Annotated in this window: 10 protein-coding genes; all 10 read right to left on the bottom strand. The window is 59.6% G+C overall.

The features are described from left to right. Positions 1–88 precede the first annotated feature (88 nt). Positions 89–340: a DUF3349 domain-containing protein gene (locus BK665_RS35440; RefSeq protein WP_375538956.1), complete on the bottom strand. Its 252-nt coding sequence runs from the start codon at positions 338–340 to the stop codon at positions 89–91. A 53-nt stretch (positions 341–393) separates the two neighbouring features. After that, positions 394–5,262, bottom strand: coding sequence for a DUF1308 domain-containing protein (locus BK665_RS28380; protein WP_123409826.1), 4,869 nt, complete (start codon positions 5,260–5,262; stop codon positions 394–396). Next, a complete protein-coding gene (locus BK665_RS28375; protein WP_123409825.1) occupies positions 5,259–6,002 on the bottom strand; it encodes a DUF4123 domain-containing protein in 744 nt (247 codons plus the stop codon). Before BK665_RS28375 ends, BK665_RS28380 begins: the two co-directional genes overlap by 4 nt. After that, entirely contained in the window at positions 5,992–8,034 is a 2,043-nt protein-coding gene (locus tag BK665_RS28370) for a type VI secretion system Vgr family protein (protein WP_123409824.1), read from the bottom strand. The genes BK665_RS28375 and BK665_RS28370 overlap by 11 nt, the downstream gene beginning before the upstream one ends. 131 nt (positions 8,035–8,165) lie before the next feature. Beyond that, positions 8,166–8,681, bottom strand: a complete 516-nt coding sequence (locus BK665_RS28365; RefSeq protein WP_054051032.1) for an Hcp family type VI secretion system effector — start codon at positions 8,679–8,681, stop codon at positions 8,166–8,168. A 375-nt stretch (positions 8,682–9,056) separates the two neighbouring features. Then, on the bottom strand, positions 9,057–10,448 hold the full coding sequence (hglS, locus tag BK665_RS28360) for a 2-oxoadipate dioxygenase/decarboxylase HglS (RefSeq protein ID WP_123409823.1): 1,392 nt from the start codon (positions 10,446–10,448) through the stop codon (positions 9,057–9,059). Between the two features lie 88 nt (positions 10,449–10,536). Further along, on the bottom strand, positions 10,537–11,757 hold the full coding sequence (glcF, locus tag BK665_RS28355) for a glycolate oxidase subunit GlcF (RefSeq protein ID WP_123409822.1): 1,221 nt from the start codon (positions 11,755–11,757) through the stop codon (positions 10,537–10,539). A 1-nt stretch (position 11,758) separates the two neighbouring features. Then, entirely contained in the window at positions 11,759–12,808 is a 1,050-nt protein-coding gene (glcE, locus tag BK665_RS28350; RefSeq protein WP_123409821.1) for a glycolate oxidase subunit GlcE, read from the bottom strand. Continuing rightward, entirely contained in the window at positions 12,808–14,307 is a 1,500-nt protein-coding gene (glcD, locus tag BK665_RS28345) for a glycolate oxidase subunit GlcD (protein WP_123409820.1), read from the bottom strand. Before glcD ends, glcE begins: the two co-directional genes overlap by 1 nt. A gap of 132 nt (positions 14,308–14,439) precedes the next feature. Beyond that, positions 14,440–15,366: an alpha/beta fold hydrolase gene (locus BK665_RS28335; protein WP_123409818.1), complete on the bottom strand. Its 927-nt coding sequence runs from the start codon at positions 15,364–15,366 to the stop codon at positions 14,440–14,442. Between the last annotated feature and the right edge of the window lie 14 nt (positions 15,367–15,380).

Below are 15,380 nucleotides of genomic sequence, written 5' to 3'. Positions count from 1 at the left end.
CCCTGCAGTTAAAAACTGCAGGGAGAGTTGGCTTTTAGCCTTGACTGGAGACCGGCTAATGGGTGTCCCCTTTCTTTATATTCTTAATTCAGTCGTCTGTGCAAATAGAGCTAAAGTCGTATTTGTTTAGGTGGGTTTTGATTGATTGTATTTCTGTGTCGCTTGGCTTTTTTGTGCTGACGGACGCGTAAATATCGTTTAAAACCAAGTCTGGATCTTTTTTAGTGATGTTTGATATTAAGTTTGCCAGATTTCTATCGGAGAAGAACTCGTATAAGAGGGCGAGAATAGGGAAGTAATCGCGTTCATTAATTCCATCTGGATACGCTTTGTTTAGCATGTTAAATGTATCTAGCAAAGATTCGTGTAGTTCCGCAGGGGTTGTCATTTTAGTTACTTTCCTTTTAGTGGGACTGGGTCGTGGACGTGAACGTCAAAATCAACGCCTTGGCTTGAAGCGCCTCTCACGAATTTAGCGTCGGAGGTCATTGTTTTTGCCCCGAGCTTATCACCAGTGCCAAAAATTATTTTGTCGTTTGCCCCGACTTTTTTAGTCACCAATAAATTCATTGCTCTTTCTGAAGGGTCGTCCGGGACGACCTTCACTCTCTCCATAAATTTTTCTGCTCTTGCTTTTTCGAGTGGGCCTGCGATTTTACTTGTAATGTTGGTGAATTCACCGGCCGCGGTTTCTGTCATCACCATTTGTTTGCCTTGCACGCCGGCTTTCAGTTCATGTCTGATTGGTGAATCCTGAGATATGAATGCGTTCGCAGTACCTGTATCGATATTGACTAACTCTGGCTGACCTTCATTAACCATTGCCTTGGTTGCAGGATTCTCGACTCCCGTCGATGATGACCCGCCACCACTACCCGGACAACCGTTCAACCCCAACGGATCCACCCACCCCGTAGGGTTAGGCACGTACTGGTAGTTGTTCAGCCCACCCGCAAGCTTGATCGGATCCGGTGTCAAAAACCGTCCAGTCCCCGGATTGTAGTAGCGATGGCGGTTGTAGTGTAAGCCCGTCTCGGCATCGAAATACTGACCCTGGAAACGCAACGGGTTGTCGATTTCAGCGACGTCGAGTGCTGCGAGATTCCCATAGGCGCGGTATTTCGCCGACCACATGATCTCGCCGCTGTAGTCGGTGAGTTCTTGCGGGGTGCCCAGGTGGTCGAGTTGGTAGTAGAACGGCGTTGCTTTCAGCGGGCCTTCGCCGTCGAGCATTGCCAGCGGGCGGAAGCTGCCCGGTTCGTAGATGTAGGTGCGATAGCGGTTGTCGGCGCTTTCGGCGATCAAGCGTTCACCTTGCCACAGGAATTCCGTGGTGCTGCCGTCGACGGTTTTTTCGATACGGCGGCCGAAGGCGTCGTACTTGTAGCTTGCGGTGCTGCCGCTCGGCAGGCTGACGCCGATCAAGCGGTGTTGGCAGTCGTAGCGGTACTCGGTGACGAGTTTCTGTCCGGTGCCACGGCGTTCGCGGCTCAGGTTGCCGTAGGCATCGTAGTCGTAGTGGCGGTCGCCCTGCATCAGCAGGCGATTGCCTTTGACGTTGGCCAAGTTGGCAGCCGGTTGTTCGCCTTGGCCCAGCAAGTTGCCGGCGGGGTCGTGGGCGAAGCTTTCCGGGGTACTGCCACGGACGTTGACCAGGCGGTCGAGCGGGTCGTAGTGGTAGCTGCGGTTGCCTTTGCGGGTGTCGTCGATGCCGGCGAGGTTGCCATTGGCATCGTAGGCGTAGCGGCGTTGGAACAGGTTGCGATCCTGCTGGCTAACGCTGTGGGCCTGCAGGCGACCTTGTTCGTCGTACTGGTATTGGCTGAGCAGCAGACCTTGTTGGCGCTGTTGTTCGCGGCCGGCGTTGAATTGGTGGGTGGTCAGGCGCGAGCCGTTAAGGTCGATGCTGCTCAACTTCCCGCCGCGCTGGTGGCGATAATCAAGCTTGCTGCCGTCCGGGAGACGGCAGTGTTTCAACTGGCCGACGGTGTCGTACTCGTAACGCGTAGTGCCCCAACCTTGGTGCTCGGTGATCAGGCGGTCTTGCAGGTCGTATTCGTACGCCAGTGGCCAGTTACCGTCGTCGACATTAACGAGACGGCCAAGCGCGTCGTAGCTGTAGTGAATCTCTTCACCATCAGCCAGGGTTTTCACCAACAAACGGCCAGCGGCGTCGCGCTGGTATTCAGTGGCCAACTCGCTGCCGTCATCGCCGAATTCGGTTTTCTTCAGCAACTGGCCGTTGAGGTCGTATTCATAAGCGGTGCGACGACCGTCAAACCCGGTTTCCTGCTGGATCAGGCCGTTGGCGTAATAATCGAGGTGGTAGTGCTCGCCGCGTTCGTTTTCGATTTCGGTGAGTAACAGGCGCGAATTGTCGTAGCGGTAGCGCAACTGGCTGCCGTCCGGATTGATCCGGCGGCTGACCAGGTGCAGGCCATCGGCGTATTCGTAGCGCGTGACGCGACCGAGTTCATCGCGTTCGGCGGTGACGCGACCATAAGGGTTGTAGGTAAACGCTCGGGTGGCGCCGCCGGGGAGGGTGACCTGCGTCAGACGATCAACGGCGTCCCATTGATAGTGGGTGATGGCGCCGCTTTCTTCCTGGCGCGTGATCTGCCGGCCAAGTGCGTCATAGCGGTACTTACGCTGGCCGCCGTCGGGCAAGCGTTCTTCCAGCAATTGGCCGAGGTTGTTCCAACCCAATTGATGACGGCTGCCATCGGGGTGACGGATTTCCACCAGACGACCTTGGCGGTCGTAGCTGTAATGGGTTTCGTTGCCGTGGGGATCGATCTGTTGGGTGATATCACCCTGACGATTACGCTCGTACTGCCAACGCGCTCTGCCACGTTTTACTTCAATAAGCTGCCCATCGAAGTAGTTGTAACGGGTCGGTTCATCTTCTGGAGGAATGACTGCCATCAGTCGCCCGGCATCGTTGTACCGATACTCGGTGACGGCGCCAAGTGCGTCTTTCTCTGCGATCAGGCGCCCATCGTCGTCATAGGCTCTTTGCGTTTCTGCGCCATCCGGTGCGGTTTCACTGATCAGGCGTGCATTCTTGTCATGCACGTATACCTGTTCGCTACCATCGGCGTTATGGATGGTGACCGTGCCTTTATCGTCCCAAACGTAGCGGGCTTCCAGTTGCGAGTAACTTGCCCAGTGGCGCACGCAACGAGAGAGCTTGCCTTCATATTCCCATTCCCAGAAGAAACTGGCGCCGCCCGCCAATTGCCGCTCGAGAATGACGTGCTGGTCGTTGTAGCGGTAATGCTCGCTTTCACCGGCGGCATTGGTGGAGCGTACGAGCTGATTGCGTTCGTTGTAGCGGTACGTGACTAAGTTCTGCACCGTCTGCCACGGATCCTGCCGCTCACCGCGTTCGTTGTATTCCGAACGTTGCTGTTGATAGTCCACCGCGGCGATATGACGGTCGTCGTAGCGAAGTAGCAGGGAGCGACCCGCACCATTATCGATTCGCTGAATGCGATCGACCATGTCGTAGCTGATGTGCAGTTGATTGTCGTAGGCATCGCTGATGGTGATCAGGCGCCCGGCACGGAAGTGGTAGAAGCGTGTTTGCGGCCCGGCTTGGGTCAGGATCAGTTCGCCCGGCGCATCGCCGAGGTAAATGGCTGCTTCAGCCAGGCTATTAGTGATAGCGGGGCGCTGCTCGCTCGGCATCGGAAAGCGGGTTTGACGGTTTTCATTGTCCGTCCACAGCACGCCCTCATCATCCAGTTGCAGGCGATGGGACAGCGAATGACTCCAGCCAAAACCAAGGCGACTGTCGATTTCAACGGCGCTGCTGCGATACAGGCGTGTCCACTCCAGCGGCAATAGGCCGCCAAGTTGGCCATCTGTGAGAGTCAGCAGTTCTTCCCCGGTGACCATCGAAACAGGTTCGCCGTCGGAACAGGTTTTATCAACGCACTGTGCTGGTTTATCTGCTGGGGTCTTCGATTGATCGGGGGCGTTGTCGACCAATTCTTTTTGCTCGATATGTGTGCTGCTGTCTTTCTTTCCGCGCGTATGGATTTGCGCGTCTGTTTCTACCTTGCCGCCTGAGATCGGTGGTTTTTTCTTTGGTGCTGTGGCCGTGACCGCTGGCTTGGGGGCCGCGATTTCAACGGTGGCCTTGCGAGCCTGATTGACGGCCGAATTGCCGTTGAGCAACAGAGGTTTGGCGGCTTCGGTATGGGCCGTGGCGTTTTTCCTGCTGATTTTCATCAGCATGCCGGTGAAGTCCTCAATCAACTTCAGCACCTTGCCACCGGTTTGTGTGGCGTTGAGTGCCTTGGTGCCTACGCGCACCGCGAGCCCCAGACCGCCGGTCAGGACGACACCGACCAGAATGTTCAGCAGAACTTCGGTAGTCAGTTCGGCCATCACTTCGGTGCAGGTCTGTGGGGGCAACATCTTGACCCATGCCATGATCGCGGCCACGTAGACCCACATCAGCGGCTCGTCACTGGCGATTAGCAGGGCGGTGTGAATAGCTTCGGCTGAGGCGTTGTAGATGCGCTTGATTTCCTCCTCGGTGAAGAATTTTTTGAGCTTTTCGTAATGCTCTCGAGGGTGTGCGACCAAGTCGTAGAGATTTTGGATATCCCCCCACAAACTCATGATCGCTTTCAGGAAACCTTTCCAGGAAGCTTCCAGGTCTTGCAAGACGCGGCCGGTCATCGATGCGCTGTTGTGTTCCTGCCAAAGCGGCAGAAAGTCGGTGGTCCACTGGGTTTGTAGCCAGCCGCTCAGATCGCCGATCACCCCCTGATAGGAACCGAAAAGAGCGTCGATTTGCGCAGGAGTAGGGTTGGGGAAAAACGTGATCTTGTACTGCTGGTTCGGCGTAAGACCTTCGACTTCAAGAATCCCGCTGGCAGGAATTGTCTTGGTAATAGCTTGGCCGGCCTCATTTTTGCCAAACAGCTTTCCATCAACCACAGGCACCAATCGAACGGGCGTATTACCGATCGGGACAAAACGTGCAGACTCGAAACTGTGAACCAGTTTGAGCTTGCCGTTGGCCGGGCAGTTTGCGTAAAGATCTACTCTGTCTTTACTGTCTTTGTCTTGAGTGCCGACTTCGTCACCGACCTGAAACTGCTGTTCCGCATCCAGCACACCGCCATACCAGGCTTCGGCATGGGCACGGTAGTCGACAATGCACTTCTTGAAATCACTGAGGATGACCTGAGCGTCTGGTTGTTTGGCGGTTAGGTTCCCAATGATCGAACCCATCAAAATGCTCATACGGCCACCTCATTTTCCAAGTGGGCTTTTAGCAGCCCGGTGTAGTTTTCTTCCGTGAGTGGCGTGCGTTTTACGAAGCGCGCCACTTTTTCTCGCAGGTTGGATTCAGGGAACGAGAAGTACAGCTCGGCATGATCCTCTTTCAACCACAGCATCATGTTGCCAATGACGGTCGATGGGTTTTTCTTCGTCAGCCCATCCAACAACCCCTCCGGCACGTCCCACCAAGGCCAGTCCTTCGCCGGTGGCACAACCCTCGGTCCAACCACCAGGCTTTGGCCATTAATCAAATACCGATCAAACACCGGCAACACTTCCCCGGCCGCTTCACCCAGCCCTTCAAGAATCGGATAAATGTGCCGCCCATCCCAAAACCGGAAGAACACCTCCGTCCCATCCGGCATCTTCACTTGCGTCAAACTGCGCAGATGTTCAAACACCACGTCAGGCGTGCTGCGGGACACTGCCAGCCAACCCCAGTCCTGGGCATCGGTTTCGGCGATCCACGGCAGGAAGTTAGAGTTGGGTTTGATCTCTGTGAGGTAGGGCATCACCGGTTGCCAGGCTGCGTAGGGTGTGCCGCCCCATATCGGGGTGACTTGGGTGGTGGGTTCGACTTGATAAAGGGTCTTCAGCGCTTCGGCATCACTGGCCGCGCTGACAATCAAGTAGAGACGTTCGCCTGTCTGCAAAGGACGTTCAGCAAGCCACGCCTGCGGGGTCAAAAGATCAGATCGCACAAGCACCTGCCTTGCATTTTTCACACTCTTCACAGAACGGTGCATTACGTTTCAACGTATTGATCTGCGCCGGGGTCAAAACCTGGCCGGCCGTGTCGGCGTCGGCCTGTTTCAGCACGCCGGGCATCAGCGGTGCCGCGCCTGTGCCGTTGCCGGGGCTGCCGCCGGAGTTCATGTTGATCACCGGCCCGCTCAGCGTTACGCCGCTGCCGTCGATCTTGATGAAGCTGCCGCCGCCCTTGAGGGTCAGTTCGCTGCCAGCTTCGAGCACGACTTTCATGCCGCTGCTCAGGTGGATTTCCTGGCCGGCTTCGATGAATTGGCCGGTGCCGACCTTGATGTGCTGGTTCACGCCCACGGTGAGGTGGTCGTTGGCGCGGGTTTCGACTTTGCGGTCGGCGTAGACGGTGTGGTGTTCTTCGGCCTTGAATTCGCTGTAGCTGTTTTGCTCGACGGTGTCGTGGCGTTCGTTGCCGACGCGGATTTTCTGGTCGTGCTCGACGTTTTCGTCCCAGTCGCGCTGGGCGTGCAGGAAGATTTGTTCCTGGCCTTTTTTGTCTTCGATGCGCAGTTCGTTGTAGCCGCCGCCACCCTTGGAGCTCAGGGTCTTGAAGGTGCTGCGGGTCTTGTTCGCCGGCAGCTCGTAGGGGACGACGTTTTCCTTGTGGTACAGGCAGCCGCTGATGAGCGGTTGGTCGGGGTCGCCTTCAAGGAACGTGACCAGCACTTCCATGCCGATGCGCGGGATGGCGATGCCGCCGTAGTGGGCGCCGGCCCAGGCGGAGGAGACGCGCAGCCAGCAACTGGTCTTGTCGTCGGCCTGGCCTTCGCGGTCCCAGTGGAATTGCACTTTGACGCGGCCGTACTGGTCGCAGTGGATTTCTTCACCCTTGGGGCCGGTGACCACGGCGCTTTGGCTGCCGAGGATTCGCGGTTTGGGGTGGTTCAGCGGCGGGCGGTTCGGTACGTCCCAGGGCGTGGCCTGGAAGCGGTTGCGATAGCCCTGGTGAAAGTCGTCCTTCAGCGCCGTGGTATTGCTGGTGACCGATTCTTCCAGCACTTGAGGCTGTTTGCCTTCGTGGAGGACTTCGGTGAGCAGCCACAGGTCGTTCCATTTGGCTTTCGGGTGTTGGGTCAGGGCCAGGAAGTGGCCGCTGACCAAGATCGGCTGGTCGCTGCGGCCTTCGGCCAACTGGAAGTCGCTGCGGTGCCGTTCGAGGGCGCGTTTGGCCAAATGCTTGCCGCGCTCGCGGTCGATGAAGCGACCGGGGTAGTCGTAGTCTTCGAGGTCGGGCAGGGCGTCGCCACGGTTTTCGCTTTCGAGGGTGATGCGCGGTTTTTCGAAGTCGTAGTCGCGGCGGGTGGTGCGGCTGGTGCGGGTTTCCAGGCGCAGGTCGAAGCGCTTGATCACCGGGTCGTTGGCGACCATGCCGGAGTCTTGCTGGTAGGCCACTGGCGCCAGTTTCGGGAAGACGGTCTGGTCATCGCCGAACACCAGTTTGTGGGCCGTGGCGCTGTGCTGGAAGTGGTAGTGGATACCTTCTTCCTCGCACAGGCGCTGGATGAACTGCAGGTCCGACTCATCGTACTGAACGCAGTAGATGCGTTCGGGATAAATCGCCCCGACCTTGAATTCGTAGGCGTTGCCCTGGATGCCATGCTCTTCGAGGACCATGCCGACGATTTTCGGCACGCTGAGGTTCTGGAAGATGCGCTGGTTGATGCGGTGCGCCAGGTAGGACAGTTGCGGACGCAGGGTCACCGCGTAGCGGGTCAGGCGTTTGCCGGAATCACCCTGGGCGGCGCGATAGATCTGGCCATGAATGCCGCTGCCGTCAGGCGAGAGCTGCAAAAAGGCCGGTTTGTGCAGGAGCGTTTCGAGGTCCAGGGACGGCTGTTCACTGACCAGCTCCACCTCAAACACAAAAGGCTGGCTGATGGCTTCCCGACCTTGCAGGGCAAGAACCTGGAAATCGTTGTCCAGACCTTCAATAGTCAGGGCAAAGTGAGTCTGATTGGCCGGCGCGAACATCCCTTGTTCCTCGTGCAGTGCTGCGGCGTACGCGGCACCCGGGCAGGGCGCTGGCGGACGCTAGAATTCTTGAAGTGCGCAAACAACATCGACCAGCAGAGCTGGCCGATGCGTGAAGCGTTCAGCCGCGATTAAGCGACTGGCTGACGCCAGTCATCGGAACCCGAAGTACCGGATACTTCGTGGGTCCAGGTGATTTTGCGGTAGGTGAACTGTACTTCTTCCAGGTGCGTGAAGTGGGAGTTCGACGGATCCTGGCAGTTGTGCATTTTGTTGTTGATGGCGACGATGATCGCGTCTTCCAGTTTGGTGGTGTAGTAGTGCTCTTGGGTCCCTTGGGCCGAAGTGCGATACCACTGGATAACGATTTCGCTCATGCGCTCGCCGGAGGTCAGGGCCGCTTGCAGCAGTGGCGAAGCCTTGTCGTAGACCTTGGTGATTACAACTGGCTTGTGAACGCGCTGACCGGTAGGTTGGCCGGATTGCGGGTCACGCGGGATGATGACGTCGTGGCTGAAAGCCTGAACCATGACCTGGTCTTCGTGACCTTCCTGGTAGGTATTGCCAACCGAGTCGGCGGTGAACGCGCCGGCAGTGATCAGACCTTGTTTTTCGCCAGTGACGGACATGTACGCTGGTGTAGCCATGGATGTGCTCCTTGCTAAAAGTTAGGGTGCCCGGGAGGCGGTATCGCCCGGTGGGTGCCTGACAGTTATCAAGGTCCGTGCCAGAAATGCCGGAGGCCATATAAACCGGGGGCTCAAGGCATCCCGATAACATCCTTGAGCGGATTCGAACCGAGATCACCCGGCAAGCTGCGCAAGAAGTTGCGCACCACTGCGCAACTTCTTGCGCACTTGGCTGGAAGGCTTGGCGGGCCTGGCGCTCAGGGTCGTAGGTAGGGCTTTTTGCGGCAGGAGTGCGCAACTTCTTGCGCATCAAGGCCATGCGCCATCACCCACCTGTTGCCGAAACTGGCCTGAACACTTTTCTGTGGCGTGGGAGCTCCCTCGCCACAAAGGTCAGCCCAGGTTCGACAATCCCAGCGCTACACGACAATCCTCAATCGACCGCTGCTGCGTCTCGGCGTACAGCCCCAACTCATCAATCGTTTTACGCCCCAGCGCCTGCTCAAACGCCTGCTGGTTCGAATGCACGCCATAGTGGGTTTGCGCCGCATCCCCCAGGTTCGACTGGAAAATCCCCGCCGCACTCACCGGCAAAAAGTCCTCGTACACCAGCGGTTCAACCCGCACATGCCCGGCACTCAGCAGTTCCTCCAGCGCCAAGCCGTCCAACCCATTCGCCTCCAGGCCTGTTTCCGTCACGAAGTAACGAAAGTACGCCAGTTCCTGTCGGCGCATGCCCTCCAGCGTGTCAGGGAATTCGCCAAAGTGTTGGGCCATTAATTCGTTGTAGCGCGCGGCATTGGCTTCATTCGGGAAATCCTTCAACTCATCTCGGGCCGCATTGAGCAGACGATCGTAAAGCGCCCGGCCTTTGGGCGTGAGGGCCGCGCCCCGTTGTTCGATCTCGCCGAAACGGGCGCTGTGGCTGCCACGGGTCTGGTCTTGATCGGTGAAGGCGATCGGTTCGTCCAGCGCCTTGAAACTGGTCTGACGCAGCAGGATCGGGCACTGGCGGCGCGGCGGGCCTTCGATCACGGCTTTGGGGGTGATGCCGTGGGCGGGCATTTGCGCCTGGACGATATCGATGTCCAGGGTGCGCGGGGTCAGGTGGTTGATGTGCGGGCCTTTGAATGCCACGACGTCGGCGATCAGTCGATGCTGGGCGCTGAGTTGCTGATATTGCGCGGCAGTGACGGTGGCGCTGTGGTGCCAGCGGAAGGTTTCCAAGGCTTGTTCGACGAAGTCCCAGGATTGCTTTTCGGTGAGGCCGCCGTGGGTTTCGGCGTGTTCGATCAGGGCCAACGCCTCGGCAGTGAAGATCGAGCGTTTATCCAGCACCGATTGGGCGAAGGCGCGCAGTTCCAGGTCTTCGATCAACTCCAGGCGCAGCAGCGAGGTGAACACCCGGAACGGGCTGACTTGCAGCGCCGTTTCATGCACGGCGCGAAACGCCGTGGAATGCACCGGCACGCCCGCCGGAGTGAGGTCGTAGTAGCCCACCGGTTGCATGCCCATCACCGCGAACAACCGGGCAAGGGTCGCCAGTTCGGTGGCGGTGCCGACGCGGATCGCGCCGTGGCGCTCCAGGTCCAGGCGCTGGATTTCACCGGTGCTTTCGAGTTGGCGCGCAATCTGCGGATCTTGCGCCAGCACGTCGCGGTTGGTCTGTTCCACCAGTTCCATCAGCGCGCCGTACAGCGGCACCTCTTCGCGGTACATGTCGGACATCGCTTTGGAGAAGCGTTGGCGGATCAGGTCGGGGCTGACGAAGGCGGGGTGGCTCATGAAAAAAATTCCTGGCGCGGTGACAGAGAGGATGGGGCAAAAGATCGCAGCCTTCTGCGGCGCCGACAAACGAAGATTCCTACGGACTTCATTCTCCCAGCGACTGGTCCACCAGTTCGATCCAGTGCCGGACCGGCGTGCGCCCGGCGCTGGCGAGGTGGCTCTGGCAGCCGATATTGGCGGTGACGATCAGGGACGGCTGGCCGCTTTCCAGGGCGTTGAGCTTGTTGTCCCGCAGTTGCCGGGCCAGTTCCGGTTGGGTCAGGGAGTAAGTGCCGGCCGAACCACAACATAAATGACTGTCGGGAACCGCCGTGAGGTTGAAGCCCAATCGGGTCAACACCGCCTCCACCGCACCGCCGAGTTTCTGCGCGTGCTGCAAGGTGCAGGGGCAGTGGAAGGCGATGCGTTGGTCAGTGGCGGCGCAGACTCGCTCCAGCGGTTCATCGGCCAACACTTGCACCAGATCCAGCGCCAGCGCACTGACCCGCAACGCCTTGGCCGCATACGCCGGATCGTCCTCCAGCAAATGCCCGTAATCCTTGATGAACGCGCCGCAACCGCTGGCGGTTTGCACGATGGCTTCGGCGCCGTTTTCCAGGTGCGGCCACCAGGCGTCGATATTGTGCCGGGCGCGCTCCAACCCCTTGGCCTGGGCGTCGAGGTGATAGTCCAGCGCACCGCAGCAACCGGCCTCGGGTGCCGCAATCACGCTGATTCCCAACCGATCCAAAACCCGCGCCGCCGCGGCGTTGGTATTGGGCGACAGGCCCGGTTGCACGCAGCCCTCGAGCATCAACACGGTGCGCGCATGCCGAGGGGCAGGGCGCTCACCCGTGGCCGGCAGGTCGTGGGGCAACTTCATCTCAACCGTGCGCGGCAACAACGGACGGAACGTCGTGCCGATCCGCAGCAGCGCTTTGAACAGGTTCGGATTCGGCGCCAAGGCCCGTAATCCCTCACGCAACAACCGTTGGCCGGCCGGGCGCGGCACCGCTTGATCGACCACGGCCCGGCCGATATCCAGCAGGTTGTGATAATCCACCCCCGACGGGCAGGTGGTTTCGCAGTTGCGGCACGACAGGCAGCGGTCGAGGTGCAACTGGGTTTTCGCCGTAGCGGGGGCGCCTTCCAGCACTTGCTTGATCAAATAGATGCGCCCGCGTGGGCCGTCCAGTTCATCCCCCAGCAGTTGATAGGTCGGGCACGTGGCGTTGCAGAACCCGCAATGCACGCAGGTGCGCAGGATCTTTTCCGCCTCGGCGGCCCTTGGCAGTTTGCGCGACTGTTCGCTGAGGGTGGTTTGCATGCTAGAGCTCCGCGTACATCCGGCCAGGGTTGAACAGCCCTTGCGGGTCCAGTTGCGCCTTGAGTTGCCGGTGGTATCGCAACAGCGCGGGGGCCAGCGGTTGGAACGGTGAGGCGCTGGCGCCGTGGCTGAAACAGGTGGCGTGACCGCCCAGTTCGTGGGCCAGTGCCTGAATGTTATCGGCTTCGGATTTCAACCAGCGTTGCGCGCCGGCCCAGTCGATCAGTTGCTCGCCGGGCAGCGACAAAGGCCCCAGATTATTGGGCAGGGACAGTCGCCACAGCGGCAGACCTTCATCAAAAAATGCCAGGCGTTGCTCGTTCAACTCAGTCCAATACGCAGAATCCAAAGGCTCGCCACCCAGCCGTTGATGAGCCGCCGTCACCGAACCTTCGCCCCCTTCAAGTCGCAGAAACAAGCGCTGCCCATCATGACTGGCGGCGCTGATCGGCAACGGTTGCTGACCCCATTCGGCGAGTTTGACCAAGGCCCGGGCACTGTCGATTTCCAGACTGATGCTCAAACATTGCCGAGGTTTTGGCAGCACCTTGAGCGAGACCTCCGTGAGCACGCCGAGGCAGCCGTAACTGCCCACCAACAGGCGCGACAGGTCATAACCGGCGACGTTTTTCATCACCTCGCCGCCGAAACGCAGGTGTTTACCCAGGCCGGTGATCACTCGCGTGCCGAGGACAAAATCCCGCACCGAACCCGACCACGGCCGCCGTGGCCCGGACAGCCCCGCCGCGATCATCCCGCCGACCGTGGCGCCTTCGCCGAATGACGGCGGCTCGCAGGGGAGCATTTGTCCCTTGGCATCGAGCGCTGCCAGCAGTTCGCTCAACGGCGTGCCGGCGCGAACGCTGACCACCAATTCCGTCGGGTCATAGCTGACGATGCCGCGATGGGCACGGGTGTCGAGCACTTCCCCGGCCACCTCGCGGCCAAGAAACGCCTTGCTGTTGCTGCCCTGGATCCGCAGCGGCGTGGCGTTCTCCCGGGCCTGGTTGACCTGGGCGAGCAACGCTTCGCTGGCATCGAAGTCCGCCATCAGAAACGCTCCAGTTCAGGGAACGGCAACTGTCCAGCATGGATGTGCATCGCGCCAAATTCGGCGCAGCGGTGCAGGGTCGGGATGTTTTTGCCGGGGTTGAGCAGGCCCTGCGGGTCGAACGCGGCTTTCACCGCGTAGAACAGGGTTAACTCGTCGCTGTTGAACTGGGCGCACATCTGATTGATTTTCTCCCGGCCCACGCCGTGCTCGCCGGTGATGCTGCCGCCGACCTTCACGCACAGTTCGAGGATCTGCCCGCCCAACGCTTCAGCCCGGGCCAGTTCGCCGGGTTGGTTGGCGTCGAACAGGATCAGCGGGTGCATGTTGCCATCGCCCGCATGAAACACGTTGGCCACGCGCAAGCCATGTTCGGCGCCGAGGCGGGCGATGCCTTCGAGCACGCCGGGCAGTTCGCGGCGGGGGATGGTGCCGTCCATGCAGTAGTAATCCGGCGACAGGCGCCCAATCGCCGGAAAGGCATTTTTGCGCCCGGCCCAGAAGCGCACGCGTTCAGCTTCGTCCTGGGCCTGGCGCACTTCGCTGGCGCCAGCCTGTTGCATCACTTCGCGCACCCGCTGGCAATCGTCGTGGACATCGGCTTCAACGCCGTCCAGTTCGCACAACAGGATCGCCTCGGCGTCCACCGGGTAGCCGGCGTGGATAAAGTCTTCGGCGGCGCGAATCGCCAGGTTGTCCATCATTTCCAGGCCGCCGGGGATGATCCCGGCGGCAATGATATCGGCCACGGCGCGACCGGCCTTTTCCACCGAATCAAAACTGGCCAACAGCACTTTGGCGACTTGCGGTTTGGGCAGCAATTTGACCGTGACTTCGGTGATGATCCCGAGCAAACCTTCGGAACCGGTGAACAGTGCCAGCAGGTCGAAACCCGGTGAATCCAGGGCTTCGGAGCCCAAAGTCAGGCGCTCGCCTTCAATGGTCAGCACTTCGAGTTTCAGCAGGTTGTGCACAGTCAGGCCGTACTTGAGGCAATGCACGCCGCCGGCGTTTTCCGCGACGTTGCCGCCAATCGAACAGGCGATTTGCGAGGACGGGTCCGGCGCGTAATACAAACCGAACGGCGCCGCAGCCTGGGAAATCGCCAGGTTGCGCACCCCGGGCTGGACCCTTGCGGTGCGGGCGGCGGGGTCGATGTGCAGAATATTGTTGAAGCGCGCCATCACCAGCAGCACGCCTTTTTCCAGGGGTAAGGCACCGCCGGACAACCCGGTGCCGGCGCCGCGAGCGACTACCGGTACGTGTTGGGCATGACAGATTTCGAGGAGTTTTTGTACCTGCTCCAGACGCCGGGGCAGGGCCACCAGCATTGGCGTGGTGCGGTAGGCGGAGAGGCCGTCGCACTCGTAGGGCTTGAGTTCCTCTTCGCGCCACAGCAGGTCCAGGTCGGGGATTTGCTGGTGCAAGCGGTTGAGCAGGGCGACTTTGTCCACGTCAGGCAGGGTGCCGTCGATGCGTTCGTCATAAAGAATGTTCATGACACCGACTCCTGTGGCGAGGGAGCTTGCTCCCGCTAGGCTGCGTAGCAGCCTCCGGATTGCGACTGCTGCGCAGTCGAGCGGGAGCAAGCTCCCTCGCCACAACAGCAGTCCACATTCCAACGATTTCTCTCATTTTCGCGGTCCCAAAAACTCCTCATACAAGCGCGCCGCCCGCGTCGGTTGTTCGACCATCGGCAGATGACCAATGCCTTCCCAGATGTCCACCCGCAAGTTATCAATGCCCTTGCTCCACACCGCAACGCTGCTGACATCGATCATCCGGTCTTTGCTGCCCCACACCAGCAGCGTCGGGCATTTGATGTCGGGGAGTTTCGGCTCCATCGGCGGGCTGGCGCGGAAGTCCTTGAAGATCTCCGCAAAGGCATCGCGGCTTTGTTCGTAGCGCTGAGCGATGGCGGCCATCACCACACCAGGCACCCACGGCGGGTTGGCCATGGACATGTTGTAGAAGTACTGGAACTCCTCCCTTGAGTGGATCAAAAACGGGTTGTGCCCCTTGTTGATCTGGCGATCCATGTCGCTGATTTGCGGGGCGGTGACGCCGGCCGGGTCGAGCAACGCCAGCGAAGCAATGCGCTCGGGGTAAGTGGCCGCCAGCCATGCGGCGACATAGCCGCCCATGGAACTGCCGATCACGTGCACCTTCTCGACCCCGCACACGTCGAGCAACTGGATCATGCGCTTGGCTTGCACGCCGATGTCGTAGCCGCCACCGGCCTTGAACCCGGTTTCACCATGGCCGGCGAGGTCGGGGATGATCACCCGGTGGTCGTCGACAAAGTGCCGGGCAAAGCGCAGCCACAGGTTTTTGTCGGCGGTGAAACCGTGCAGCATCAAGATGCTGCTGGAGGCTTCGTACGGCCCGCCTTGCCAGGTCGAAACGGTCATTTCGCTGATCGGCACAACGATCTTGTGCAGCCGATACAGCTTGGCTTCCAGGGCCATGCTCAAGTCGTATATCCAATGGCCCACGGCGGGGTAACTGAGCCAGCTCCAGGCGACGAAAACCGCAATCGCAACTACCAACAAAAGCATCAGGCATCTTCCTT

The sequence above is a fragment of the Pseudomonas frederiksbergensis genome, from assembly GCF_003732665.1.
GTDB lineage: Bacteria > Pseudomonadota > Gammaproteobacteria > Pseudomonadales > Pseudomonadaceae > Aquipseudomonas > Aquipseudomonas frederiksbergensis_G.
Note: the sequence above shows the minus strand (reverse complement) of the source record. Positions and strands in the feature narration are given on the sequence as shown.